Source organism: Exiguobacterium sp. s46, from assembly GCF_018618875.1.
Lineage (GTDB): Bacteria > Bacillota > Bacilli > Exiguobacteriales > Exiguobacteriaceae > Exiguobacterium_A > Exiguobacterium_A abrahamii.
This window is the reverse complement of record NZ_JACSMY010000001.1, coordinates 2,036,430-2,062,130: the sequence shown is the minus strand read 5'-3', so window position 1 is coordinate 2,062,130 and position 25,701 is coordinate 2,036,430. Positions and strand designations below refer to the sequence as shown.

The 25,701-nt window shown below is 44.4% G+C and carries 25 protein-coding genes; 16 read left to right on the top strand and 9 right to left on the bottom strand.

Features of this window, described 5'->3' with window-relative positions:
• Positions 1-2: 2 nt before the first annotated feature.
• Together KNQ08_RS17040 and KNQ08_RS10655 are read right to left on the bottom strand one after the other, a co-directional pair.
• The gene (locus tag KNQ08_RS17040) at positions 3-263 is read right to left on the bottom strand and encodes a YkgJ family cysteine cluster protein (RefSeq protein ID WP_214805553.1); all 261 of its coding nucleotides are present in this window, start codon (positions 261-263) and stop codon (positions 3-5) included.
• Positions 260-1,969, bottom strand: a complete 1,710-nt coding sequence (locus tag KNQ08_RS10655; protein WP_214805552.1) for a hypothetical protein — start codon at positions 1,967-1,969, stop codon at positions 260-262. Before KNQ08_RS10655 ends, KNQ08_RS17040 begins: the two co-directional genes overlap by 4 nt.
• A 293-nt stretch (positions 1,970-2,262) precedes the next feature.
• Here KNQ08_RS10655 and KNQ08_RS10650 point away from each other — a divergent pair, with 293 nt between their 5' ends.
• From KNQ08_RS10650 to KNQ08_RS10630, 5 genes are all read left to right on the top strand, one after another.
• Entirely contained in the window at positions 2,263-3,900 is a 1,638-nt protein-coding gene (locus KNQ08_RS10650) for an Ig-like domain-containing protein (protein ID WP_214805551.1), read from the top strand.
• Between the two features lie 38 nt (positions 3,901-3,938).
• Positions 3,939-4,511: a zinc ribbon domain-containing protein gene (locus KNQ08_RS10645; protein ID WP_214805550.1), complete on the top strand. Its 573-nt coding sequence runs from the start codon at positions 3,939-3,941 to the stop codon at positions 4,509-4,511.
• A gap of 402 nt (positions 4,512-4,913) precedes the next feature.
• Complete coding sequence (locus KNQ08_RS10640; protein WP_214805548.1) at positions 4,914-5,936, top strand: exodeoxyribonuclease VII large subunit; 1,023 nt, start codon at positions 4,914-4,916, stop codon at positions 5,934-5,936.
• An 11-nt stretch (positions 5,937-5,947) separates the two neighbouring features.
• Entirely contained in the window at positions 5,948-7,168 is a 1,221-nt protein-coding gene (locus KNQ08_RS10635) for a phospholipase D-like domain-containing protein (protein WP_214805546.1), read from the top strand.
• A gap of 389 nt (positions 7,169-7,557) precedes the next feature.
• Complete coding sequence (locus KNQ08_RS10630) at positions 7,558-8,019, top strand: hypothetical protein (protein WP_214805544.1); 462 nt, start codon at positions 7,558-7,560, stop codon at positions 8,017-8,019.
• Positions 8,020-8,168: 149 nt separating this feature from the next.
• On the opposite strand, the gene KNQ08_RS10625 is transcribed toward KNQ08_RS10630, so the two are convergent.
• On the bottom strand, positions 8,169-8,612 hold the full coding sequence (locus KNQ08_RS10625; protein ID WP_214805542.1) for a hypothetical protein: 444 nt from the start codon (positions 8,610-8,612) through the stop codon (positions 8,169-8,171).
• 230 nt (positions 8,613-8,842) lie between these two features.
• Here KNQ08_RS10625 and KNQ08_RS10620 point away from each other — a divergent pair, with 230 nt between their 5' ends.
• Complete coding sequence (locus KNQ08_RS10620) at positions 8,843-9,661, top strand: tyrosine-type recombinase/integrase (RefSeq protein ID WP_214805540.1); 819 nt, start codon at positions 8,843-8,845, stop codon at positions 9,659-9,661.
• On the opposite strand, the gene KNQ08_RS10615 is transcribed toward KNQ08_RS10620, so the two are convergent.
• From KNQ08_RS10615 to KNQ08_RS10605, 3 genes are all read right to left on the bottom strand, one after another.
• Positions 9,642-10,475: a tyrosine-type recombinase/integrase gene (locus KNQ08_RS10615; protein WP_214805538.1), complete on the bottom strand. Its 834-nt coding sequence runs from the start codon at positions 10,473-10,475 to the stop codon at positions 9,642-9,644. The two genes, KNQ08_RS10620 and KNQ08_RS10615, sit on opposite strands and share 20 nt — an antisense overlap.
• Entirely contained in the window at positions 10,472-10,906 is a 435-nt protein-coding gene (locus KNQ08_RS10610; RefSeq protein ID WP_029342674.1) for a sigma factor, read from the bottom strand. The genes KNQ08_RS10615 and KNQ08_RS10610 overlap by 4 nt, the downstream gene beginning before the upstream one ends.
• Positions 10,907-11,246: 340 nt before the next feature.
• Entirely contained in the window at positions 11,247-11,867 is a 621-nt protein-coding gene (locus KNQ08_RS10605) for an Ltp family lipoprotein (RefSeq protein WP_251133648.1), read from the bottom strand.
• Positions 11,868-12,365: 498 nt separating this feature from the next.
• On the opposite strand from KNQ08_RS10605, the gene KNQ08_RS10600 reads away from it, so the two are divergent.
• Genes KNQ08_RS10600 through KNQ08_RS10590 form a run of 3 tightly spaced genes read left to right on the top strand, consistent with a single transcriptional unit; the run spans position 12,366 to position 15,921 of the window.
• A complete protein-coding gene (locus KNQ08_RS10600) occupies positions 12,366-13,751 on the top strand; it encodes a TcaA 3rd/4th domain-containing protein (protein WP_214805534.1) in 1,386 nt (461 codons plus the stop codon).
• A gap of 20 nt (positions 13,752-13,771) precedes the next feature.
• Positions 13,772-14,194, top strand: coding sequence for a zinc ribbon domain-containing protein (locus KNQ08_RS10595; protein ID WP_214805532.1), 423 nt, complete (start codon positions 13,772-13,774; stop codon positions 14,192-14,194).
• Positions 14,191-15,921 carry a zinc ribbon domain-containing protein gene (locus tag KNQ08_RS10590; protein ID WP_214805530.1) on the top strand — a complete coding sequence of 577 codons (1,731 nt, stop codon included), beginning with the start codon at positions 14,191-14,193 and terminating at the stop codon, positions 15,919-15,921. The genes KNQ08_RS10595 and KNQ08_RS10590 overlap by 4 nt, the downstream gene beginning before the upstream one ends.
• 46 nt (positions 15,922-15,967) lie before the next feature.
• Here KNQ08_RS10590 and KNQ08_RS10585 read toward each other — a convergent pair whose 3' ends face one another.
• A complete protein-coding gene (locus KNQ08_RS10585; protein ID WP_214805528.1) occupies positions 15,968-16,651 on the bottom strand; it encodes a hypothetical protein in 684 nt (227 codons plus the stop codon).
• Entirely contained in the window at positions 16,648-17,403 is a 756-nt protein-coding gene (locus KNQ08_RS10580; protein ID WP_214805526.1) for a zinc ribbon domain-containing protein, read from the bottom strand. Before KNQ08_RS10580 ends, KNQ08_RS10585 begins: the two co-directional genes overlap by 4 nt.
• A gap of 86 nt (positions 17,404-17,489) precedes the next feature.
• On the opposite strand from KNQ08_RS10580, the gene KNQ08_RS10575 reads away from it, so the two are divergent.
• From KNQ08_RS10575 to uhpT, 7 genes are all read left to right on the top strand, one after another.
• Complete coding sequence (locus KNQ08_RS10575) at positions 17,490-18,713, top strand: hypothetical protein (protein WP_056063343.1); 1,224 nt, start codon at positions 17,490-17,492, stop codon at positions 18,711-18,713.
• 18 nt (positions 18,714-18,731) lie between these two features.
• Complete coding sequence (locus KNQ08_RS10570; RefSeq protein WP_214805524.1) at positions 18,732-19,637, top strand: hypothetical protein; 906 nt, start codon at positions 18,732-18,734, stop codon at positions 19,635-19,637.
• 122 nt (positions 19,638-19,759) lie between these two features.
• Entirely contained in the window at positions 19,760-20,431 is a 672-nt protein-coding gene (locus KNQ08_RS10565; protein WP_214805523.1) for a response regulator transcription factor, read from the top strand.
• Complete coding sequence (locus tag KNQ08_RS10560; protein ID WP_214805522.1) at positions 20,428-21,813, top strand: sensor histidine kinase; 1,386 nt, start codon at positions 20,428-20,430, stop codon at positions 21,811-21,813. Before KNQ08_RS10565 ends, KNQ08_RS10560 begins: the two co-directional genes overlap by 4 nt.
• A gap of 95 nt (positions 21,814-21,908) precedes the next feature.
• Entirely contained in the window at positions 21,909-22,685 is a 777-nt protein-coding gene (locus KNQ08_RS10555) for a DUF3919 family protein (protein WP_214805521.1), read from the top strand.
• A complete protein-coding gene (locus tag KNQ08_RS10550; RefSeq protein WP_214805520.1) occupies positions 22,682-23,671 on the top strand; it encodes an ABC transporter substrate-binding protein in 990 nt (329 codons plus the stop codon). Before KNQ08_RS10555 ends, KNQ08_RS10550 begins: the two co-directional genes overlap by 4 nt.
• A 35-nt stretch (positions 23,672-23,706) precedes the next feature.
• The gene (gene uhpT, locus KNQ08_RS10545) at positions 23,707-25,116 is read left to right on the top strand and encodes a hexose-6-phosphate:phosphate antiporter (RefSeq protein ID WP_023469436.1); all 1,410 of its coding nucleotides are present in this window, start codon (positions 23,707-23,709) and stop codon (positions 25,114-25,116) included.
• Between the two features lie 43 nt (positions 25,117-25,159).
• Here the strand turns inward: uhpT and KNQ08_RS10540 are convergent, their stop codons facing one another.
• A complete protein-coding gene (locus KNQ08_RS10540) occupies positions 25,160-25,606 on the bottom strand; it encodes a hypothetical protein (RefSeq protein ID WP_214805519.1) in 447 nt (148 codons plus the stop codon).
• Positions 25,607-25,701 lie beyond the last annotated feature (95 nt).

Here is a 25,701-nt window from a genome sequence, read left to right as displayed (position 1 = left end):
CATCAAGTCTCCTTTTTTTTCAATTCATTACAAGCTGCTTCATTTAACGCATAGTACTCTTTTAAAGAATAAAATTTATAAAAATGATGCTGATACATCGCATCAATTTTACATTTCAGAGGTCTTTCTTCGTAAATTGAACACATATTGGATTGTTCATCAAAGTGAACACAGATGCCATCACCACGGTTTAAATCATCGTAAATCGAAGAATTATCTAGAGATTTGCAACAGAGTCCGCATTGGCTACATGGGAAACTCATAATTTAAACTCTAAAATTGTATTAGAATCATCCATAAAATCATCCAAACCACCAATCGTTCCATCGTAAGCTAAATAGACATTATATTTTTCGACGATGTTTGAAAGAGTTAAGTTTATTTCTTGATCAGATGTGGTGTGTTCTATTTGGTTAGCAATTTCATTCGTCATCTCTACTTGTAATTTAAAATAATCTAAATCGATATTTTCAAGTTCAGCCACATAAGCAATTAGTGACGCATGAACCTTTTTAAAATAATCGAGTTTGTGATCGAACGATGATTTAAACTGATTCAACCAGTCGACAATTTTCTTTATTTGTTTTGAGTTCTCAATGTAGTAAAGCAGACTTACGCTCATTAATCCTGTCACACTGGCCCCGATAAAGGTCGTTAATACTTCACCAATAATCGGAATGTTCAAAGCAGGAATTTTACTCATGGCTTCCGTGACGATTGTTCCTAATATGACTGACATACCAGTAGAGAGTAGAATGGCAACGGCCTTTAAAACTTCTCCATAAGGAAGATTATCAGGGTTGATAATGAGGATATTCAATGCTTCTACAATTGTTGAAAGGCTCTCTCGGATAATTTTTACTACATGTTTTGCAGAAGTAACAAATATATTAATTAGAGTCGTTACCAATGAAGCAAGAATTCCTGATAATACGCCATTTGCGAATCCTTGAATGATTTCTTTATATTTTGCTTGTACATTAATAAAAGCTTGTTTTATGATTTCTGAAATTTTTTGGAAAAATAGACCTAACTTGAATTCATTTTTCATCGTTTTTACTAGTTGTGGAATTTCTTTTTTTATTAAGATAATTACTTCAGCTAAGATGATTCCTAATGCTTGCTTTAGACCCATATTAAATCCTAACTTGTAGCTTGCTTGGATTGTGTCATTTAAGAATTTAGAGCTTGAATAATACTCTTTAGAAATTTGTTGATCATAATGTTCTCGAGCTATTTTCTCTGCATTCTCCATTTTCTTCGCATCGACCGATTCGAGCTGTGTCAGTTTATTTAATTCTTTTCTATCTCGATCATTAAGTTGAGACTGACTTTTGAGTTCAATAATTCGACCTTGGCGTTCTGCTCTTTTCTCATTTAACAATGAAGTAAATTCTTGAGTCGTTTTAGCTCCCTTTGAACGATTGATGGAACGGTTAGTGTGTTTTAAGTTCGTTGATTGATTAGCTAAAGTGACACCATCTAAACCAGCCAAAACTCGACCTGGATCATTTTGAATTTCTTTTGCTGATATTACATGATCTAGATCGATATCGGCATTTCTAGCGACGGTTTTTCCAGTATACGCATCAACTAAAGTTCCTTGTTTTTTTTGAATGGATCCTGTGCGGTTTTGAGAGATATAGTTCGGATCGCTGTGATATTTAGAAGACTTCTTTTTATCGTAGTTTCCGTTTAAATCATAGTTAATTTGATTTTGTTGATTTGCATATCCATCGAATCGTGTATCACCGTTGTAGGCAGCGCGTACATTGTGAATGGTGTCTACATCACCGCCGTGACGATCTTGTATAAACAATAGATCTAAGCCAAATGAAGTAATTAAACTTTTTATCAGTACTCCTTCATATTGTTTTAAAAGATCTTTAATATGAGAACTGGATTCAGGATTTTCAAGGTGATTAGCCTTCAAGTCAGGAATAAGTCCGTAAGTATTAATGTCGATCACATGATCACCTCTGAAATAAATGTTTAATATACAGATAATAACATGTTAATTTATGTATATACCTAAAAAATAACTTTTATTAAAGATGTATTTTTACTAATTGTTTAAAAGAGTGATTTTTAGGATTCCATTAAGATGAATAATAAAATCAAATTAGTCTTGCTTAGAATTCACTGATATAGGTAACGATTGTATTTAAAATGATATTTCCTTATATTTCAAATTAGTCCTTCATTTTTATTAGCTTTTCTATAATATGTAGGATAGCCGTTGAAGAATAAGGAGATGAAAAAATGAAAAAAATGATAGCAGGAGCTGTAGTGATTTCGCTGTTGTACCCTGGAATACCAGCATCAGCAAGTGTCAGTCTGCCAACTGTCGCTCAAATTAAAGAAAACGATGTGACTGGAAATAACATGATCATTCGAGGCAATACGATGTATCACTCCGATTACGAAGGAACGAAGCTCTTTGATTTAAAAACAGGTATATTGTTACGGAAAAATCCTACGGGGGATACATTGCTAGATGTTAGTAAGGACGAGTCGAAATTCATCGCCAAAGAATTTTGGCACACGTACTTTACGATTTATGATGCGTTCGGAGACGAAATTCGTACGATTGACAGTCTTGAATACAATGGAGAGACGTATCGATTCAATAGCGGGATCAAAGTGAACTTTTTGCCGAACTCCTCGAAACTCGTCATCGCATCAGACGACCATATTTTCTTATATGACCTGAATAGTGAAAAGGTATTAGCTGCTCGCGGGATTGACACATATGGTGCGCTAAAAGTATCGAATGATTACATCATGATTGGTGATAACACCTCGATTCGTGTCATGAACCATAACTTAGATTTGATAACGGAAGTGTTACCATCAGAAAATATCATCTCATACGATCTGACACGATCGAATACGCTTGTTTTTAATACGTATAGCTCCCGTATCTATCAGTCTAAGAGTCCATACAATAAGTCGGTCCTCTCGACACTGAAAACCTACGATGATATTGATTTAGACGAGAGTGGCATGTTCCTTGGTACTTCTAAAGGAATCTTATATGATATGCAAACAGCGAAGCGAATTTATACAAATCTAGACGAGTCACGGATTGCCTTTAACGAAAACTCGTCTAGAATCATTACGACAGGTGACCCGGTTCGTGTCTACGATACGAAAAACTTAAAAAAGCGAACTGTGAACGCACAGATTAGTACAGACTTTAATTCATTGATTGTTCGAAATGATATGACGCCGACGTTTGTCGCAATAGCGAAAGACGGTACGAAAACGAAATTGACGAATCAAGTCGCGTGGCGCTCGGATAATTCACAAATCGCTTACTTCTCAAATGGGAAGTTAATCGGAAAATCGCCTGGTAAAGTAACAATCAAAGGGACATATGAAGGGTACACGGCCACACTTTCATTAACCGTCAAAAAAGCATCAAACATAACGAACGTGAAATGGTTAACGTCTCAGAAGAATATGTTGAATCAAACCGGAACGTTCGTGAAGGCTTCGCATAAGTTGTATGATTCTTACTCTAAAGTAAAAGGAACGAATGGAAAGTTCTATTACCAAGGAAAAGTCTATACGAGTGGTATTTTTAAAGGGAATGCGTTGTACGGAACATATCGCAATAAGAAAACTGTGGACGAAATACTTTTACCGATGAGTACGGAAAAACGGAACGATATTAGTGAAAAACAAATAATGGATGTTTTCGGAAAACCGAAGAAGTCTTACCGATTCGACCCGGCGTTGTCTTCGAAATTGATGCGAGGGAACAGCGCGCTTGATCAACATCAAATCAAAAAAATAAGTCTCTATACTGTCAAAAAGAAGAATGCTTTAGAAGTAGTCTACGATGAAAAAGGATATGTCCGATATTTGCATCTGTTTGAGTCAACTCCTGAATAATGAATCGTATCTTTAATAAGGATGAGGAGGACAGGAAGATGACGACATGTTCGAGTTGCCAAACGAGTATTCAAAAACAGTATGAGTATTGTCCGAAGTGCGGAAACAAGGTTCAATATGAAGAACTCAAAAAATTGAACGAAGAAAAGCCGGTTAATTTTTATGAGCAGCAAAACATCGTGACCAGAACATCAGATGGTCCGTTGATTAGACTTATGATGTGGGGAAGTCTGATTGTTTACTTGATCAGCTTGTGGATCTATTCTGCATACTTTAAAGAGCAACACAATCGAGGATTTTTCTTCCAAAGTGAAGAGAACGTGATGTCGGTATTCGTGCCGATTCTTCTTATTGTGGTGATACAGTTTGTTTTCCTCTCGACATCGATTAAAACGAATCAGAAAAAAGTATGGATCATCCCGTGTAGTATTACATTGCTATCTGCACTCGTCTTTTTCAATATGTATCGAGAATTAGATCAATTGCAGCTAGCTTATGGTATTTCAGGAAGTATTGTCGTTGAGGCGATGCAAGCTTTGACTATTATATACGTAGCGTTAGGCGCTCTTTTTCTAACCATTCCAGTAATGATTTCATTAAAGAAAAGATAAGAAGCATACCCACGGATGCTGTAGACATCAAAACGAGCCGCTTCAGGCTTGTTTTGATGTCTTTTTATTGTTCATCCAAAAGTGAAGTGCTGTGTGTCGAGTAAGGTTCATTCGTATGCAGCGATCACTCGTCTTCTTTTACTGAAATCATTGCCAAGGAAATAATACTAGTGATACCGAAGATACCTTCCGCTAGATAGACTTACTTAATAATAAAAGATGTGGACAGGTATTAGACTAAAAAACATCTGCAGAATGAACTTTTGAAAGTTACTGTATTGAAAAAATAGACATTGACCACTTGTACAGAAAATAAATATGAGGATTTGGATGGTTGTGTAAAATTAGAAATATAATACAAAAATAAATATTAGCTAGAGATTTCTTAAGGAGTGAATTTAGGTGAAACAATCAAAAGGAACGTTCATCGTAGTGACTGCATGCATACTGATATTACTCGTCGGGGGAGCGATCTATAAGTTAAATCTGTTTGATTCGAGTTCAAACAACGCAACAAAGCCCGTCCCGTCTGTAAAAGCGGATGAAACGAAGGAAGAGAATCAAACGACGACGATTGCGACGATTGATTCCTCGATGAAAGGGCAACAACAAACCATTACGGGAACGATTCTAGATCGGTCCATGAGTAAAGGGCATGTCTTTCTAAAAGTCAAAGATACGACTGGAACGATCAGTGTGCCCATTTTTAAAGACAAAGCGATTGATGCGACAGAAATGAGTGTCGGTCAGAAGATTGCTGTTACAGGGGAAGTGAATGAATACCAAGGAAAGATTGAAATCATTCCTCAAGCCCCAAAGGATCTCGTCGTGATGGAGACAAAAGAAAGCGAGCGTCTCACAAATGACGACATCGGACAAACGAAGACGATCTCTGCCGAAATTGTTTCGAAATATGTTCATCCGAAGGGGCATATTTTCTTGACGGTCGAGAGTGAAAATGGACAGTCACTGAAAGTTCCGTTATTTTCGACATTACAACCAGATGCTACGTCGTACCCCGTTCATGCTACAGCTATAATCACAGGAAAAGTAACCGAATACAAAGGTGAGTTAGAGCTCGTACCGGAGACGTTAGGTGATGTGGAGGTCACAAATAAAAAAGCAGAGACGGTGCAAACACGTCAGATTTCATCCATTAAATCGTCAGACCGTGGATCACAAGTCGTCGTCGAAGGAATGGTCGAGCAAGTAACAGAGAAGAAAGGACATCTCTTCTTGCAGTTGACGCAAGACGATTCACAGATTAAAGCGGTCTTATTCAAAGCCGACAATGATGAGATCAAGGGAAGAAAAGAGCGCATTGAAAATGCGATGACTTCTCGTTTTCCGATTCGTGTCGTAGCGACCGTCGATGTCTATCAAGATGAACTCGAACTCATCATTGATAAAGTTTTAGTGGATTGAAGGAGACGCTCATGACACAACGACAATTACTCATCGTCAATGTATTGGTATCTTTTTTACCATGGGTATTTCCCGCGGGAATCAGTTTAGTGATGTTACTGATCCTCGGTCTAATCAGTGTCTACGCCTGGTACATACAGCGCGACTATGATCAACGAACCGCCTATATGACACTTGTCGGGATGACACTCTTGACTACGTTCCATTTCTTTTTATTTGATCAATTGATGTCGGCACTCTATGTCGTCCTTTTATGTATGAGCTTTATCGTAATCAATCTTTTGTCAAAGCAAATACAGGTTGCTCCTGAGGCTACAGAAATAGTTGCTTATAAATCAACACCTACCATGGACGTGGCACGTCAAGAACACGAATTGACACGAGCACTGATGATGCAGATGGATCATTACATGGAGCAGGTGTTGCGAACGATGGAGAACGTCATGCAAAGAACGGAATCGTCATCCAATCAAAAAATGGCTGAACTGCACGCCATGATGGAAAATCATTCGCTGCACATGAGGAAAGATCTTGAAGGATTGCATGGGAAGATTGATCGAACTGCAGACGTGACAGCTGAACAGTCGGAAGCCATGATGGCTGATTTACAGATGGCTCTTCGTCTTCATGAAAGCAAAGATGAGACGTTACAAGAAGTCATGGAACTGTTGAAAGAAAAGTCTTCTGACGGATTAGACGTCGAGACGATGCGGCAAATCATTCAGGATTTACAACTGAAAGATGTGAAACCCATGAATCGGCACTACGTTGAAAACCAACAGATGAAGGATTTATTCTATCGCGCTTTTGATGAAGCACACTCTGACATCTGTATTGTCAGTCCGTGGTTAGGGAATTGGCTACTGAGAGACAAAAACCTGAAGAATAAAATAGAGGCGGCACTCAAACGTGGCGTGGATATCAAAATCGTCTATGGTATCGGAATGGATAAAGGAATGCGGGACGATCGAGCAGTCACGTCTGAAAAGGTCGCGAAAGACTTGAAGAATAGGTGGCTGAAAAAAGGCTACCCAGGGAAAGTAAAGTTACATGTTTCGAATACCCATTTCAAACTCTTGATGTGTGATGAGACTTATTTAGTCATCGGTAGCTATAATTTCTTGTCGAATCAAGGAAAGTTTGGAGAGTCAGGATCTTGGCATGAGGCTGGCGAGTATGCTGAAGATACAGAACGGATTCGTCAACTAAAAGAGATTCATTTTTCGTTTTGAAATAAAGTAGATGTCACATGGTAACGAGAGCGATGTTTACACGAATGTGATTGATGAAATCAAATGAAATTGCGGATATTAAACGTACGATGACGAATAGTAGTTACTCTCTAATTGTTCGATGCATAGTATTAAACGCAAATAGCGGTTCTCCCCAACAGGAGTTCCGCTATTTTGTTGTGTCGATGAATGTGAGTCTCCGTAAGTATCATGGAAATTGAACTTGGAAAATAACGCATACTGATTTTTAACTGTATCCAACGTAAAGACTGAAGTTATGTAATGATTAAAAATTGACCTATTATCACGAAAGAATTATTTTTAAATTACTAATTATTGTAAAATTAAAATGTAAACATATTGCTAATGAATAGAATCGAGGATGAATCATGAAAAAAATTATTCAAGTAATCCTGCTGATCAGTGTATGTGTCACAAGTGTATTCTTCCATGCCCCTAAAGCAGATGCAAAAATCGTTGCGATGGGATACACACAGCTTACTTTTCCAGGGTTAGAAGGGAATGAAGGAATGAGAAGACATAGCTATACGTGGAGTCAAGAACGTGTAGGAAAGACAACTTATCATACTATATTTTTTAAATCTCCTTATCAGGATGATCAACGTCAATTTACGAGTGTTCTCATGTTCAAAATTGATTCAAAAGGAGTTCAAAAGCAAGTTCGCAAGTACCTATTCCGAGTGGACGGTGATAAACCAGAAGCATTCCTCATCAGAACGAAGACCAGCTCTCCTGGGACTTATTTTTATCATGTTCGCTCGGAATCGGTTTTCCATGATGACATCCAAGGTCCAGCCTATACGGAAACGATACATGTGTTAGTCAAGTAAATCAGTTTTAGATGAAAAAGAAGAATAATGCTTGAAAGGCGACACACTAGCGAGTAATCGGTGTGTCGCCTTTATTTTAAGTTGATTTTTTTGAGGGGGCAAACACCTAATCGTACTTTTATTTCAAATAAAAATGTGTTGGGAGTGAGTTACAGATGGAGACCGACGAGAATTTTATGATCGAGTAGTTTCGTATACTGGAGCGTATGGAAGAATTCATTGCCGAAGTCACATGGTAAGAGTTGAATATGGATCATGTGGTAGCTGTAAGATACATTCGGGTGTGCTTTTATTATGTTCAGGATTGTCTGCTCTTGCGATGCCGGGCTGATGTCGTAGATATGGAAAGAGATGATGTTATGACAGATACGAAACGGGGCGATCGTGAGGGTGAACGGCTTATGATGGGCGAATCGATGTTCCGTTGAAACAGTCGAACCGGTGATGACGAGCTCGTTAGGGGTAATCCGTAATTTCGGATGCCAAAAGTCTTTAAATTCAATCGCAATGACGTCACGTAAGTCTTCTTCCAAGACATGAGTGGTGACAAGAATATCCGATGGGTTACCGAGATAATCGTTATCCGTATTCATAAGTAGGCTCCTTTGGGTGGAATCAATGATGGATGAATCGGGGTAAGTACATATACATGGTTTCTCCTATCCGAAATGGAAAGAGATTCAATAAGATTGTAACTTTTTTCCTTATTTTTTTGTTCGCTTATTAAGTGTTTAGGGAAAGCGATTCTTGATAATCCATTGGAAATTGGTCGTACGGTTTTATTGTTCATCGCGTCAGTCGCCATCTAAAGGAGGAGCCATTCATGACACACTATGACTATCTCGATCAGTATCTATTGACGCATTCGAAATATGCAACGCACACGATTAAGGCGTATCGGAGCGACCTTCGACAAATGAGAAGTCATCACGTCGATTGGTCAGTTGCGTCCTTACAGCGTTATTTTCACTTGATGAAGGCACATTATAAGCCGTCGACGATCTTGCGACGCTATCATGTCTTACACCGGCTCGGAAATGTCCTCGTCGAGCGACGGCGGATCAAAAAGAATCCGATGGTCGAGATCCGTCCAATCGTTCATCAACGTCTCCAAGATGAGACGTATCATGATAGTGAAGAGCTGATCCCCGTGATTCGACAGATTCAAGATCCAACCTATCGCCTCTTTTTTGAGGTGATTAGCCAAACAGGCCTCCGCTTCATGGAGGCCCGTTTGTTGACGGTGCAGGATTTTGATCTAGCGAAGAAGGAACTGTACGTTCGTCACGGGAAAGGCGGTCGAACACGGACAATTCCGATCGGAGAGACCCTCTGCGATAAGATTAGTCTATTTCTTACAGGTCGCACGACCGGTTACTTGTTTCAGTCCGTCACGGGACGGATGATCAATGAACATGCGGCAAGGAAGGCACTTCGCGAGGTTGGATTTACGTCCTTGAAGCGTCACGTCCGTCCGCATATGCTCCGGATCGCCTATGCGACCTATCTTTATCAGCAGGCAGGATTGAAGTTGCTCGATATAAAGCGTCTGCTTGGTCACGCCAGCATCTCGACGACGGAAGGATACATCCGCAGCCAGACGAATCACGTCCGGGACGTCCTCAATCGTCTGTCCGCTTGAGTCGATTGACTGACGTATGGGCAATGTCGTGCGATGGTAGGACGTAGTGTTGGGTCGTCCGGACATCGCTGTGACCAAGCAAGCGCATAATCGTCAGAATGTCCGTCTGATGGACGTGATAGAGCGTCGTTGCGAACGTCACCCGGATATCGTGCGGACGCAGGATCCGTCCGAGACATACTTGACTTGCTTCTTTTAGGACACGGCGAAACTTTGCTGGATTGACCGGACGTCCGCTGTCTTCGCAAAATAATGGAAGTGCATTAGGACGAATCGTCTCGATATAGCGCGTCAGGACATCGCGCAACGCATGATGCAGTGGAACCTGACGTGATTGATCACCTTTACCGCTTCGGACGAGCACTTGATCGCGCGTAAAGTCGACGTCTACGAGCCGTAAGTCACGGGCTTCTGAAAACCGCAGTCCCGTGTGCAAGAGAAGGAAGCTAAAGGCATAGACAGTCTCGTCGCAAATCGTCTCAAGGACACGATGGACGTCGTCGTACGTGAAGGCAAGTCGTCGGTAGGGTGCGGGAACCGGTTTTTTGACGCGTGCCAACGGATTCGTCTGGAGCGAACGCTCGGCGACGAGTTGATCGAATAAAATGGAGAGAGCATGTAGTCGCCGAGCCGCAGTTGCTGGGGCGTAAGTATCGCGTAGGAACTTACCGTAGCGTTGCAGAGACGGAAAATCGATTCGTTCGACGTGGTGACAGAGATGCCGAACGTCGGAGCGATAGGCTTTTTTCGTCAAGGGGCGATAGTCCGCCTGTTCGATGATCGCAAGTAGGCGTTCTTGATAGTAAGTCATCATCCGAGGAGGAACTGGACTTTCTGCCGGAGTTCCGACTTCAATGAACGGAGTCGCGCCGGGGAGTAACCGAGTGTCTCTTCCGTACCGTGCATCAAGGCTTCGAGAAACGTGTACTCTTTATTCGACAGATCCCGTTTAAGTTCGCTGAGGAGATAATGAAAGGAGACGTTCGGTGTCCGAGGAAGCTCCGGCATCGTCTCGACTGCGACTTCAGTCGCAAGCGTCCGGTTACGGGTCGCTAAGTAGTCGAGCATCGCCCCTTTTGCTCGAATCCGGGCGAAGGTGACGGTCATGACCTTTCCTTCTTCAATTGATTTCCAAAGTCGGAGTAGAGCAGCTTGTCGGCATTCATCATGTTCGTTCGGATGGATCGAGAGGCGGGACAGGAGGGAATTGACGAGGGGAATCCAGTTGCGTAGTAAGTCGTTCATGGGTATCCGTTTCTTCAGATATGCATAGCTGGTATGTATTCCGCGGTAATTTTAGTATAAGTAGAGTTATCCTGAAGACAGTCGCTTTAGAATGCGGGGTTAACTGAAGAGAACTGGTAGATTGACGAGGAATCGCATCACTTACGCTACTTAAAAGTTAAAGAAACCGTTGGCATGATTGAAGAAATGAAACGTTGCGCCCGGCGGATAACTCTACTTATCCGCTGGGGTGTTCGGGATAGATTCTGATATAGAGAATTAGCAGGAGAGGAGACATCTAAGATTCTAAACTTCGAAAATACAAAACACCCTATTCAAAATTCAAATAGGGTGATAACTCTTATTTTAGTTGACTAACTGCAAAATTTGCTTCTTCTGGTGTGAATTTTTCTCCATAATCCGATGAGAGTTGATCTCGAATCGCTTCAGGTGACATGCTCATCGTTTCTTGGTATTCCTTCGCTTTTTGAAGAGCGTTTTGGTTGTAATCGACATCAAGTGTATCGATTGCATACTGGGCTTCTTCACTTGTGAATTTTTCACCGCTGTCTGATGTCAGTTGATCATAAATGCCTTTTTTCGACATGCTCATCGTCTCAGAATACGATTCAGCTGATTTGAGTGCGTTTGATTTCCAATTATCAAAACTCATGTTTTCCATCGCATACGCTGCTGCTTCGTTCGAAAACTGCTCTCCATAATCAGACGTCAACTGATTTGAAACAGCTGCTTTCGACATGTTCATCGTTTCCGCGTATGATTCTGCCTTGTCGAGTGCTGACAGATATTCTGTCGGAACATCAGGTGTCGATGGTTCTTCCGCTCCAGTCTCTTCTGTAGAAGTATCTTCTACCGCAACTGTATCTTCTTCTGCGGTGTCTTCTTCTATAGCGTCTTCTTCTACAGCATCATCTTCTTTTAGGGCAACTTCTGTCTCTTCTGCATCCGATGACTCAGTCATTTCCGTGTCCTCTTTTATTGTAGTTGATTTTGTTGATTCTGCCTTTTTAGTTGGAGTCGCCTGATCTTCTGAATTATTTCCTGCTACTGCAAAAATAAGAAGTATGATTACCCAAAACCACCACTTCTTGTAGAATTTACGTTTTGGTTTAGTAGATACGTGCATTCTTTTATCCCCTTACACTTTCTTATAGATAAAAAATATCATATATAACTATAAAATGGAATTTTGATTTTATAAAATAGGTAATTAATTATTATCATAAGATATTAATCACATCTGATTTCTTTTTGATTCAGACGTAAAAGAGCCAATGTGACAGCATGAATCACCATCTTTATAGATAAAATAAATTTCATAGAATAATTTTTGGTCAATAAACATTCAGAAAACATAATTATTTTTACAAAAAAAGTAAATAATAGGTTATTGTGTTATTATTTCTTATGGCTATTTTTACCTCAAATGAAATTAAAAAACAGAAGGGGATTAGGATATATGGCATGTGTGAATTGTTCGGATGCTGCGAAGCGTGGATTAAAATTTTGTCCGAGTTGCGGTGATGCTTTAAAGCAGGATATTGAACACCGGGAACCTGTAGAAAAAGAACACAATAGTAGACCCGTGCACTCTAAAAAAACGAGTAAGTCTGCAAAAGCGATTCTGTTGACCGTCGGATTATTGGTCGTAGCTGGTGGTGCCTACTATGGCCTCGCCACACAATGGTTCACGGTCGAAGCGACGACGAATGAAGTCCGCGATGCGATTCGCTCCGGTGACGCTACATTACTCGCTGAGCATACAGAGTTCAATGGAAAGCCGATTGACCGAAAAATGGCACAACGTTTTTTAGATGCTTTGAAAGAGACGCCGGAGCAAAAGAAATCATTCATGGATTATTTATTGATGGCGGGTGCGTCGATTCAAGCAGAAAACGATAGTAATGTTCCGGGTCAAATCGTCGCCAGTGGTCGTCAACTCGGAATCTTCAAGGATTATCGTTTGCGCCTCGATAGTGTCAAAACGGAAGTCATCAGTAACTTTAAAGGAACGAAAGTCACACTCGTGAATCCTGTCGGAACGGAAAGTAGTAAAGCGTCAGCGGAAGGGATCATGATGGATGGTGTCTATCCGGGATTAACGGATGCCAAAATCGCATATGATGGCGAATACGGTAAAGAATCAAGCGACGTCACAATCAATCCATTGACGCTTGACGCCGCGGATCGAAAATTCGAAATCACGTTAAAAGGAAATGCGATCGAGATCGATCAGACGTACCCCGATGCCTTTTTGATCGTTGACGGAAAATCGACATCGAAACAAGTATCAGATTTGAAGAACTATGGACCAATCCCGAAGAACGGGATCAAACTCTCAATCGAGAATTCGTTCCCATGGGGAGAGGAAACTTCGGATGAGATTCTCGTCAAACCGGATACGAAAAAAGCGACGTTCACGTTCGCACCGTCAGAAGCCGTTTTGAACCAACTTCAAGGAGTCGTCGAGGACCATGCGTCTGACTGGGTCGATGCGGCAACCTATCAGGATACGAGTTATTTCTCGCTCGTTGATGATGCGTCCTATCTTGCGAAACAACAAAAGAACTATGACGATTGGAGTCGAAAGGACTTGGAGTGGGACGGAGAGTTCATGAATGCCTCGATTGATCGTTCGTCAGCGAAGTTCGTCGAGTACGGGGATACGGTCGGTATTGAAGTCATGGCGACGACATATATCCGAGGCGAGCTGTACACGTATGCGAGTGAATCACCAGGAAAGTCTACATCGAAATCACTCTTCCGCTACCTCTTCACATATGGCAGTTCAGAAGATAGCTATGAGGAAGGGTTCCGGATTCAACAGGCGACGAATATTAAATAAGAATAAGGGAGGCTACACGGATGATGGATTGGCAATCAGTCAAATCACGTTTTCAAGGGATGACAGCAAAAGAATTACAGGAGCAGGCGGAGCAAGCGCGACGTGAAAAAGGACGCTTGCTGTACGAAATCGGAGAGCGTCATTACATGAAGCTGCGGAGCGAAGGGCGTCGTCAAGAAATCGAGGACATTCTTGCACAAGAAGTACTCGTATTCGGTGCCTTGTTACGGATTGATGAGATGGAAGTCGAAGCTGCGCAAAAGCAATGTAAGTCATGCCGGACGCCACTTGAGCCAGGCGCGAAGTTCTGTGGGAAATGTGGCACGTCCGTTCCACGCGAGAACGAACAAGCAAAAGTCGCCTGTACGACATGCCATACGCCACAACGTAATGATCAGCATTTTTGTACATGCTGTGGATCAGAAATGGGGCAACGCGTATGAAGTATTGTTCGACCTGTGGTCAAGCACATGCTCCGCACGCCCAGTATTGCGAAGTAGACGGGACGTCACTCGATAAGCAAGCCCGTCCGATCCGCTTCGAACAAGCTGCGCATTTTTGTGTCGGGTGTGGTACACAGATGGATGGTCGTGCGTCGTACTGTCCGAATTGTGGACATTCGCGCCTCGTCGCTGCGACGTCGGAAGGCTCACTTGTGGACCGTCTTCCGGGTATGGACGACATTCGTAAGAAGTGGAAATCGCAGGATTGGAAAGTGAACCTTCCATGGAAAGAGCGCGGACGCGCATTCTTCTCGCGATTCGATTTCTCGCTTGGGAATCCGAGTCTTGCGATCGGTAGTATCGCCGCCGTCATCTGTTTTGCTGCGATCGTCGTCATCTTGTTCATCATGCTCGGTCTGCTCAGCGATAACCCGGCATTAGATGGAATCAAGACTGTTCAACAAAACGTAGGGAATGACTTTAGTACGTTCGGAATGTTCTTCTTCCTTGCTTTCGTCGCCCTTGCTGGTCTAAATCTCACATCAAGTGAAGACTTGAAATCACGCTTCCTGACCGAAGTGATAGGTAACGATGCGGATCAGTTCTCTGATATTCAAAAAGCAATCAATCAACTTGATTTTCATATTTTTTCAGGGCATTTCTTACTATCCTTGCCGGGATTGATCCTATTAATCGGGAGCGCATGGTTGCTCGAACGAGGTGGTGTCATCGGAATCAAGGCGACATCGTGGAATGAACGGATTGAACGTGCGGTCGTCTTTGCCCTGACATTATCGGTGATCACATTGGTCGTCGGATTGTTTGCGACGGATTTCGGCGTTTTCGATCTACATCTGATCACAGGAATGATTCGGATTTTCCTTTTGGCGCTCGCTGGTGTTCTTTTGTTCCAATTCATCGGTCAAACGGATCTGCGCGGTTCTTGGCAGGTCGGACGGATCGCCGCGACGACATTGATGAGTGTCTACTTGTTCGGTGTCCTGCTGACATCATTCGGACAACTATATTACCTAAACGAGCTCGATGAACTGGACGAAGTCGAATTTGGTGAATCGGCCAGTCTCGTTCTCTTGAGCGGTGCATCTCCGCTTTACGCAATGTCTCAAGCTGGGCAAGTCGATTTCAAGATGACGGTTTTAACAGAAGACTTCCATCTAGGTGCGGCCTTATATGGTGAAGATCGTTTGAATGACTTAAAGCAAGGAATCGATGAAGCGGATGATGCTTCAAATCTGGATCGAATCCAAGGAATCATCGGGAATCAGATTCAAAATGGAGAAGATCCAACGCTTGATCCGAAAGTGACACGCTTTGATGAGACGGTGGATGTGGGACTTCTGACACGCTTCGCACAAATCGCGAATGCGTCCACTCCGTTTGAAGAAGAACAACTGCTCAATTCAAGTGTTGCTCCGTATGGCTTGATTGTGCTTGTTCTGATGTTCGTCATCCATATCGGAATCGGATTCCGCTGGATTCGGACGTTACCGAATGTTGCGATTTATGCCGGGGTCTTTATGGTCGGTGGACTCATTTTAGCGTACTTCACACAAACGCGGTTTGAACTGCAATGGGATAACGATATCCTAGCCGGTGTCGTTGTTTCCACTTTGACATGGTGGAATGCGTTCATGCTTTTCTTTTTCCCATTCCTCGGTGGATTAGTGGGATATGGATTGAATCGCTTTAAAGATACAAAAGGATGATTCCAAACAAAAACGCTTGTCTCCGTTTTCGAAGACAAGCGTTTTATCATAAGGATTGTTTGGTCGTCTGTTCAAAATCAATCGTCGAGTCTTTTTCAATCCCGGAATCGCGGAAGGTCAGACCGCCGTCGTCATCAAACTCGATTTCTAAAGAAGACTCATAGAAATATAGCATCAGACTATTATCGGAATTAAAACGTCCGCTATACGTAAAGTCATCAAGTGGTTGTCCTTCATAATCTCGAGCATCATGGATTGTCAGTGTCGCCTCACGATTCGGATGCGTCACGACATCAATCGTCGCATCGCTATAATCTTGTTCGTTTTCGCCCTGATCACTCGTCGAGTACGTGTAGGTACCTGCCACGTCACGAAATGCTTTTTCGACCTTACCAAGAGTGCGGTGATAACTAGCTGCTTCATCCGCGAGTGCTTTGTCACCGAACGTCTGATTCATGACTCGTTCCGCGTAACGAAGGGCGTCCGTCGTCTGATTCATGAACAAGGCGGCTTTCAAATCGTGAAACGCCTCTTGCTGCTGTGACAGCGCGATCAGACGCTTATCTGTCGCACCTTCCGTCCGAGCTTTTTCGCGCCATTGTTGTTCTTCGAAAAGGTCTCCAGCAAGCGTGCTTTGAGCACTTTGCTTCAAGTAGAGATCCGCTGAGTCGTTACTACAACCACCTAGTATGCTAGCTGTTAAAAGAAAAGGAAGTATGCGTGGCATCATGATGTCGTCTCCTTCTTGAAGGTTCGTTTCACAGAGGTGATGCTGTATCGGTCGTCATCGAACGTCACCTCATATTCGACGATGGCGCGATGGAATCGTTTCTCGTCTTCATCATTACTGAAATGAACACGAGCGTATGTCTCGGTCGTTTCGACTCTGAATTCATTTTTGCTGATGGCTTCTATCTGATCAAAGGTCATGTCCTTTAATGTGAGGTAACTATAGGGGTCTTCTTCAGACACCTTCAGTCGATCACCGAAACGGTCTCGCTCATCTTCAGATAAATCGTCTTCACCGTAGAATAGATCAGCATAAGAGCTGTAGTCCTCGATGGTAGGATCGTAATAATCCCAACCACCATCTTCTCCGTTGTTGAGCAAGGGGAGGCGCTGGGCATAACTATTGAGGAACTCGTACAAGGAATCGGGTGAGGCAGCATCAAAAATGAGGTAATCCTTAAGGTCTTCATCAGCCAGTTGATTACGTTGTATCGCTGAGGCACCTTCCGGCAAAACTTGATCGATATCAGCCGCTGCATGTGTCAGTTGACTCGTCTTGAATAACGGTTGTGCCGCTTGATATTTGAGATAACCGAACGTACCTCCACCGATGCAAAGCACTACGATCACCAATCCGATGAGCCATGATGTTTTGGCGGAACGGGATCGCGATGGACGATTTTTTTGACCACAGACCGGACAATAGATCATCTGATCATTCATCGGGGTTCGACAATTCGAACAATGTGACATTAAAAAGCACTCCTTTCTTAACTTCGTCATTATAATGTAAAATAAAGATAAAAATAACAAATTTTTGAACAAAAGGAGAGGGAATCATGGATCCATATGAACGATTGGGGATATCGCGTACTTCATCGATGAAAGAGCTCGAGCGAGCGTATGCTGAGAAGCTTGAAGCACATCCGGAGGAATCCGAGGAACGGACAGAAATCGAACGAGCATACGTCGTCATCAAGTACGAAAAGAAACAAAAGAACAAACGCAATAAGCGAACGATCGGGATTAGCGCACTGCTCCTCTTACTCGCCGCGGGCGGTGGGACGTATTTCTTTTTGAACCAGGAAGAGACGCCTCAAGCAGTCGAACAAAAGAAGCAGGATGCTTCATTCGTCATTGGTGAAGAAGAGAAGACGAGTCAGGACAAATCGGAATCGAAACCGACGGAAGCGGCGAAAAAGTCAGATTCGAAGGAAGTGTCCGATCAGGATTATAAGAATATCCAAGATATTTCAACGCTCTTTTTCCGAGAACTCGAAGACGCTCTTACAGAGCGGAGCGTCAAAGGATTGTCTGTCAGTACGAACACTTACAATCAGAACTTCCAAAGTAGTTTGAATGATCTCGTTACAGGAGGTTACATCTTTGATGGTGAGCTGACGGTCAACGATATTCCTCAAAACGATATTACGATTAAAGGAGATAAGGCGACGGTCGAAGTAAAGGTCGACTATTCCTCACGGTCTTATCAGCCGTATCTACACGAACGTCCGGATGGCAGCACGATCGTCTGGGAACTAAATCTTGTGAAATCGGGACAAGACTGGCTCGTTGATCAACGAAAGTCGCTCTCGGATTCAGCGACAGGTAGAGGCATGGAGGTTCGAGAATCGGTCAAAGGCGACATCATCGATACCGTGCACCAGCATGCGAAGGAGTGGGAACAGGCGTACATGGATAAAGACACGTCAGCCTTCACATTGTTCACGTCGTCTGCGTATTTGAATAAACAACAAAGTTATTATGCAAGCATGGACAAGAATGGCGTTTACTGGGATGGATATTTGAATGAAATCGAATATTCCCCAGCATCCATCACCGTCAGCGAAGTCGCGACTGATTTGACTGCGACCGTCGAAGCGATTTGCTATTACGAAGGTAGCTATTATAAAGAGGATGATGATTCACTCGATGAACGCAATCCTGGAAAAGACGTACCTTTCAAATATTACCTGAAGTACAACTTAGATGACGAACGCTGGTACATCACTGACTCACAAGCACTAAAAACCTTTAGTCATAACGATACGACGACGTACTAATCATAAGGAGGAATTCCAATGAAAAAAATAGTGGCAGCAACAGCACTTGGTCTCATCATCAGCACATTACCAGTAGTGAATGATTCGGCGGCAGCACTCAGTAAAACAGAGAAATCAATCGTTGATCGTCAAATTGCTGCGTTAAAGAAAAGTAAACTATCTGGTGGTTATAAACCAATCGATGTCCGGTCCGTCTATCTACTTGGTGGCAAGTATCCTGAAACGTTTACGCTGTATGAACGATTCAATACGAAGACGTATATGAATGATGTCATCGGTAAAGCGCAGAAGTATGATGCGAAGAAGAAAAAATGGACGACGATCTATACGTATACGGATCGAGATACAGCTTATTATGATGTGTGGGCTAAAGGAAAATTGGTCGATGCGAAAAAAGAACAACTCGTCATCGGACCAGTCGAGGGAAGTGGTAGCTTTCTAACACCAATTTTAATTGGATCAACGGATGGTAAGGCAATCAAGAAGGTGTTTGAAGCAAAAGAAGCGTACCCATTCGGTCGCGCGTTGATTAAAGATAAAAAACTCTATCTTGGTTCGATGACGATCGTTCATGATGTCTATTCCTATAAAGGAAAGACATTAAAACATCGCATCGGTACGGGGGCGGATGATCGAGATGCTGTTGGAAAAGTCTCGAAATACATGACGCTCGATGAATATGGCGGAACTACACATCTTACGAGTAGTAAGTCGATGACGCTCAAAAAAGGACAACGTTTCGGAATCGTCCGTAAGTCGACGAAGGATACGAATCCATATGTCTACCGGGCACTCTCATCAGGAGAAAGTAAACTGAAACTTGATGGCTATGGCTTCAAAGCAATCAAGACGGGTGTCGAGAAATGGCATTTCGAACCAGAAGCATACGGTAATTCTGTCACAGTGAAATTTACGGTGAAATAAGTAAAAGCCAGTTCCTGATTACTTCGGGATCTGGTTTTTTCATTTGTCCTGCTGGTGTGATTGCAAACGATTTCATGATACGCTAGGGGACAGAAAAACCTGTCCAGAAAGAAGGAATTCCTATGCATATTCTTGTCATCGATGATGAGGCGAGCATCCGGCATCTCGTCAAACTGCAACTCGAGCTCGATGGTCAGACGGTCGAGACGGCAGCCGACGGAGCAGCAGCACTCGCCTTGCAGGCAACACAACCCTTTGATTTGATCGTCCTCGATTTGATGCTACCGGATACGACCGGTTTCGACTTGATTCCTAAGCTTCGACAGACGACACCTGACTTACCGATCTTGATGCTGACGGCGCGTGATCAGATGAACGATAAAATCATCGGGCTGCAGCTCGGAGCGGATGACTATATGACCAAACCGTTCAACGGAACGGAACTCGTCTTGCGTGTCAAAAATCTGTTGAAACGCACGAAGGCGGTCGTACCACCCGTGCCTGTCGTGACTGATCCCTTCTTATCGGTTGATCCCGAAGAACGCGTCATTCGACTCGATGGACAACCGTTACCACTGACGTACCGGGAGTACGCCTTACTTGCGCTCTTCTTAGCGCATCCGAAACGGGTCTTCGAGCGAGATGAACTGCTCGAACAAGTCTGGGGTTTTGACTTCTCCGGTCAGACCCGTGCCGTCGATATCATGGTCCAGCGCTTGCGGAAGAAACTCGGAGTGCAAGGCGAACGGATCAAGACGATTTACGGTGTCGGCTACAAGTGGGTCGACGCATGAAGTTACGCCAGGTCATCACGGAAAACTTCGTCTTGCTCCTCGTTCCGGCACTGCTAGTACTCTTCTTGATTCTCTATGCCTTCATCCAATCGAATCTATATGAGAACGCCGTCGAGTCCGTCCAAAAACTGAGTCGGGAAGCGGAGCTCTACACGATGAACTACCTCGCAAGTGAAGAGACGGACTCGCTCGCCGATACGGCAGTTCCGATCGCTTCCTATCTTGCAGACCGCTTCGACGCGCGCGTCCAGCTGTTTGGACCAAACGCAGAACTACTTGCTGATTCGGAACGCGATCAATTGCCGCTTCTCGCAGGAGACATCGATCAAGCGTTAAAAGGAAATTCGAGTTATCTCTTTCTGAAAGAAACCGATGTTCCCGTACTGTTCTTCTCAAGCCCACTGTACGGTAAGACGGACGTCATCGGCTCGGTCCGTTTTCTTGTTGATCTGCGGACGGAAGCCGAACTGCTACGGCAATTCACCTATGTTTTCACGGGCGTCTTTCTGATCTTGATCGTAATTGCCGTTTGGACAGCACGGCGGATGGCAAAGACGTTGATCGGACCGATCGACGATTTACGAAGCGTTTCGCACGCCTTGACGAAAGGACACTATGCGCATGCGCTACCGGCGTATCCATATGAGGAATTGAACCGACTGGCAGCGGACTTTTCGACGCTTGCAGACGCGATCCAGCACAACATCGGACAGCTCGAACAACAACGAAGCGACCAGCAGACGTTCATCGATCACATCACCCATGAACTCCGGACGCCGATGACGGCGATCATGGGCTATGTCGAGTTGATCCCCAAGCTGCCGCCGGACGAAGCGGCACATTGTTATCACTACATCGAGGTCGAGAGCCAGCGCTTGTTACGACTCGTCTCGCATAATCTCGAACAGGCGAAACAACAGCGTAACGAACGTCACGTGACGTCGACGATGTTCGCGCTCGACGCCTTGCTTGCCGACGCCTTATTCATCATGCAATTGCGTCTTGATGGACAAGGAATTGAAGTTGAACAGGATGTTCCGTCAATCTACGTGCTCGGGCAACCGGATCAGACGAAACAAGTCTTATTGAATCTTTTCGAGAATGCCGTCAAATATAGTGACGCGATGAAGGTGACGTTTTCGACCGTCAGTACAGATACGACCCTACAACTCCTCATGACAGATGACGGAATTGGTGTTGATCCAGCAGTGCTTGCCGAATGGGAGAAGGAGCAACATAGTCTGACGACGGCGAGTGGGAATGGGCTCGGTCTACCGCTCTGCCGACGTCTGATGCAGGAACAAGGTGGCGATTTTGTACTGGAAAGTGATGCAAGTGGCACACGTATCACATTAACTTTTCGATTAGCGAATCAGACTTAATGTAATCGCTTACAAATGATACATTTACGAAACAATTCGACCGGATTTACGAAACAATTGCCCCGTAATCTAAGAATCAAGCAAGGAGAGGAATCATGAAAGCATCGACCATCGCTTATCTCTTCCTAATGGGCATCTTGTTTGCCCTCGGTCTTCTTTTGCTTCAGCAGACGGTCTTCGGACGCTTACACGTCCTCGATGGACCGAAACGACTGAATGCTTTCGATGACTCGCTCCCGACCGAGTTGACGTTACGTCACCGGGCATGGGGGGAGCAGACGGTAGAAGACGGAACGGAAGTCCAGCGCATCACGACGCTATTGAAGCAAATGAAGACGGTGACAAACGAGACTTGTCCGGCGGGTACGGCGACGTTTACCGGAACGCTCCGTTTCTTGAACGGAACGACATGGACGTTCTCGCTTGGGGAAAGTATGACGCTGAATGGAAAATGTGTCGCGCAACGTCCTAGCACCCAGACGACGACATTAAAAGCACGCTTCTTAAACGCCTATCACGAACCAGAACAGCTCGCGCGTCAGTTCGCTGAGGGGGAAGTCGTAACCGTGTATGCAGCAGGACGATCTCGTTCTTTGACTGCACGTGAGCGAGAAGACGTTAAGCGTCGCCTGACGCAAGCGGAGCCTATGACGGACTATGAAGAAGTCGGTCAGGCACTTGATGCGAGTCAGGGACAGCCGCGCATTCTCAAGCTTCAGCGGTTCAAGAATGAGCAGAATACGCGTGCCAACTTAATGAATATTACTGTATATGAGACATTGTTCAGCGTCCAGTACATGGATGATGACAATGGAAACACCTTCTATTTAAAAGGACAACTCCTGCCGACCGGGAAGGAGGCAGATCGATGAGAAAAGGAATGCTCTTCTTGCTGAGTATCATTTGTCTCATGAGCATTTGGATCGTCCGCAACAATGAACAGACGAAGCAGGGAACAGCTGCGCGGGAAACCGTTCCGCATTTGACGGCGTATGTCTCTGCGAAAGAGGATATCGGTCGCGCCTTGCTGTCGTCATATTGTGAGCAGGCGGGTTGTACGTATGAGTTCGTGCGCCTGTCGACGGAAGAACTCGTCCGGCGTGTGACGAAGGAAGCGGATCATCCGCGCGCCGACGTCATCATCGGTGGAACGTGGGATGCCCACCAGACGCTCAAGCAACGCGGGTTGTCGACACCGTTCCCGAGCGACATGGATCAAGCGGAACTACAGGATCCGGATCGCTACTGGATCGGCTACGAAGTCGAACGCCTCGCAATCGTCATCAATACGGACGTCTGGAACAACCGATTCGGGGCGGCACCGTATCCGAAGACGCTCGCTGACTTGACAGCGAAACGGTATCAGGACGAGTTAATTTTGCCGGATCCGAACCATTCCGGTACCGGTGCGACGATCCTGCAAGCGGTCTTTGACGGATACGGAACGAAGGCGGAAGATGTCTTACGCGAGCTCATCGAGCGAACGCGACTCTTCACGGCGAACGGCTTTGCACCGACGTCGTACGTCGCCAGTGGGGAAGCGATGCTTGGGGTCAATTTCATCGGGGATCAACAATCGCTACGCGAAAAGTATTATCCGGTCAAAAGCATCCCACTCGATACGTACTCGATCAACGCGATCTCAAAGCTGAAAGGACGGACGCAACAAAAGCAGGCGAATGCCTTCATGCGTTTCGTACTCTCGGCGGACGGTCAGGCGATTCTGAGGAAGGTCTCATTCGGTACGCCGACCTATGCGATCGCGAAGACACAACCGATTCAGCAGAACGTCGGGCAGGACATCGTCGCCGATTACCGGGACTATTTCCGTCGATTCAATCAGCTCCAGGACAAATGATGCGAAGACTCTGATTCAGATAGGGGAAATGGAAGATGGGCTTCTTCAGCATCAAAAAATTGCCGAATGCCGGCATACCAATCGAAGTACAACGGAAACAATGGTTACAACAATTCTTAAAGGCGTTCTTAGTCGTCTTCTTCTCATATATGGCGATGTATCTCATCCGAAACAACTTCAAGGCAGCGCAACCGCTCTTGAAGGAAGAACTAGGTTTTACGACGACGGAACTCGGTTATATCGGCTTCGCCTTCTCGATTACATACGGAATCGGGAAAACATTGCTCGGCTACTTCGTTGACGGGAAAAACACGAAACGTGTCATCTCGTTCTTATTGATCTTATCTTCTCTAATTGTCACCGCGATGGGACTCTTGATGAGTGCCGGCGGAAGTCCGGTCGGTTTATTGATGGTTTTATGGGGACTCAGTGGGTTCTTCCAATCGGTCGGGGGACCATCGTCGTATTCGACGATCGCTCGCTGGACACCGTTTGAAAAACGTGGGCGCTACCTCGGCTTCTGGAATGTCTCGCACAACATCGGTGGAGCGATTGCCGGTGGTCTCGCACTGTGGGGAGCGAACGTCTTCTTCAACGGAAGTGTCGTCGGGATGTTCATCTTTCCAGCTGCGATCGCGCTCGTCATCGGAATCGTCGGTCTGTTCATCGGGAAGGATGATCCGGAGGAACTCGGGTGGAATCGGAGTGAAGAAATCTTCGAGGAACCGATTGAACCGGAAAACATCGCTGCTGAAAGTATGACGAAATGGCAAATCTTCAAAACGTACGTCATCTCGAACCCATGGATTTGGACGCTCTGTATCGCGAACGTCTTCGTCTACATCGTCCGGATCGGGATTGATAACTGGGCACCACTCTATGTCACGGAACACTTGCACTTCAGCACGGAGAGTGCCGTCAATACGATCTTCTTCTTTGAGATCGGCGCATTATGCGGCAGTATGATTTGGGGTTACGTGTCCGATTTACTCAAGGGACGCCGGGCGCTCGTCGCAGCGATTTGTCTCTTACTGACGGCTGTCGCGGTCCTCGGTTATCGTTACGGTACGAGTGAACTTATGATTTACGCGTCACTATTTGCACTCGGTGCGCTTATCTACGGACCACAGCTCTTGATCGGTGTCTCGGTCATCAGCTTCGCACCAAAACAAGCGACGACGGTCACGAACGGGATGGTCGGTACGTTCGGTTACTTGTTCGGTGATTCAATCGCAAAAGTCGGTCTAGCGAAAATCGCTGATCCGGAAACGAACGGTCTAACGATTGGTTCGGTTACGTTACACGGCTGGAGCGACACGTTTGTCATCTTCAATGCGGCGTTACTATTTGGTTTGATCGCCCTCGCGATCGTCGCCGTCGTCGAAGAGAAAAAGATTCGTCGCCTCGGATTGCTGGAGCGTCAAGCGGATAAGTTGAGTTCGTAACAGACACGAGCACCCTTCACCTAATGTAGGAGAGGGTGCTCTTTTAATGAGACAAATAGGCAAGCAGAAAACCTTCTTCAAGTTTAACGTGACGAATCGAACGGTAACGGGCATGACGGAAAGGAAAATAGAAGGAAAGATCGACGGTCAGAAGTCGATTTGCATAACGCAGATAGGGTGGACGAATAAGATAGGTTTCATTAAAGAATTCGGTATCATGAGGACATACATTAAAGACTTCGAATGTGACGGTACGCTTATCGACTGTCCGCAATTGGAGCGTCAATTCGACCGGTAAGTCACGCTCTAGACCATAACGTGTCAACGGTACAGCGGCTTGAAGGTGAAGATTCGTCGGTCGAATCGTGACGCAGATATCTGTCAGTTCTGGAATTTCTTTTGTCAGCACACTTGCAAGATCGTATTCGTCAATACTTGTTGCAAGCGTAAAACGACGAAAGGTCTCAATTATATGGCGCCCCAGTTTCATGAAGTAAACTCCTTTCTTGTGATTCTTAACATTAGTATAACTAAAAATTAACCTAATTATCCCATGTTATATTTTATTAAAGTAAATTAATTCCT

Coding starts and splice junctions, on each gene's coding strand:
- KNQ08_RS17040 (WP_214805553.1), bottom strand. CDS start 263: ATGAGTTTCCCATGTAGCCAATGCGGACTCTGTTGCAAATCTCTAGAT.
- KNQ08_RS10620 (WP_214805540.1), top strand. CDS start 8,843: ATGACACACTATGACTATCTCGATCAGTATCTATTGACGCATTCGAAA.
- KNQ08_RS10570 (WP_214805524.1), top strand. CDS start 18,732: ATGAAAAAAATAGTGGCAGCAACAGCACTTGGTCTCATCATCAGCACA.
- KNQ08_RS10575 (WP_056063343.1), top strand. CDS start 17,490: ATGGATCCATATGAACGATTGGGGATATCGCGTACTTCATCGATGAAA.
- KNQ08_RS10650 (WP_214805551.1), top strand. CDS start 2,263: ATGAAAAAAATGATAGCAGGAGCTGTAGTGATTTCGCTGTTGTACCCT.
- KNQ08_RS10615 (WP_214805538.1), bottom strand. CDS start 10,475: ATGATGACTTACTATCAAGAACGCCTACTTGCGATCATCGAACAGGCG.
- KNQ08_RS10585 (WP_214805528.1), bottom strand. CDS start 16,651: ATGATGCCACGCATACTTCCTTTTCTTTTAACAGCTAGCATACTAGGT.
- KNQ08_RS10630 (WP_214805544.1), top strand. CDS start 7,558: ATGAAAAAAATTATTCAAGTAATCCTGCTGATCAGTGTATGTGTCACA.
- KNQ08_RS10580 (WP_214805526.1), bottom strand. CDS start 17,403: ATGTCACATTGTTCGAATTGTCGAACCCCGATGAATGATCAGATGATC.
- KNQ08_RS10590 (WP_214805530.1), top strand. CDS start 14,191: ATGAAGTATTGTTCGACCTGTGGTCAAGCACATGCTCCGCACGCCCAG.
- KNQ08_RS10595 (WP_214805532.1), top strand. CDS start 13,772: ATGATGGATTGGCAATCAGTCAAATCACGTTTTCAAGGGATGACAGCA.
- KNQ08_RS10565 (WP_214805523.1), top strand. CDS start 19,760: ATGCATATTCTTGTCATCGATGATGAGGCGAGCATCCGGCATCTCGTC.
- uhpT (WP_023469436.1), top strand. CDS start 23,707: ATGGGCTTCTTCAGCATCAAAAAATTGCCGAATGCCGGCATACCAATC.
- KNQ08_RS10625 (WP_214805542.1), bottom strand. CDS start 8,612: ATGAATACGGATAACGATTATCTCGGTAACCCATCGGATATTCTTGTC.
- KNQ08_RS10540 (WP_214805519.1), bottom strand. CDS start 25,606: ATGAAACTGGGGCGCCATATAATTGAGACCTTTCGTCGTTTTACGCTT.
- KNQ08_RS10550 (WP_214805520.1), top strand. CDS start 22,682: ATGAGAAAAGGAATGCTCTTCTTGCTGAGTATCATTTGTCTCATGAGC.
- KNQ08_RS10560 (WP_214805522.1), top strand. CDS start 20,428: ATGAAGTTACGCCAGGTCATCACGGAAAACTTCGTCTTGCTCCTCGTT.
- KNQ08_RS10555 (WP_214805521.1), top strand. CDS start 21,909: ATGAAAGCATCGACCATCGCTTATCTCTTCCTAATGGGCATCTTGTTT.
- KNQ08_RS10645 (WP_214805550.1), top strand. CDS start 3,939: ATGACGACATGTTCGAGTTGCCAAACGAGTATTCAAAAACAGTATGAG.
- KNQ08_RS10605 (WP_251133648.1), bottom strand. CDS start 11,867: ATGACTGAGTCATCGGATGCAGAAGAGACAGAAGTTGCCCTAAAAGAA.
- KNQ08_RS10635 (WP_214805546.1), top strand. CDS start 5,948: ATGACACAACGACAATTACTCATCGTCAATGTATTGGTATCTTTTTTA.
- KNQ08_RS10610 (WP_029342674.1), bottom strand. CDS start 10,906: ATGAACGACTTACTACGCAACTGGATTCCCCTCGTCAATTCCCTCCTG.
- KNQ08_RS10600 (WP_214805534.1), top strand. CDS start 12,366: ATGGCATGTGTGAATTGTTCGGATGCTGCGAAGCGTGGATTAAAATTT.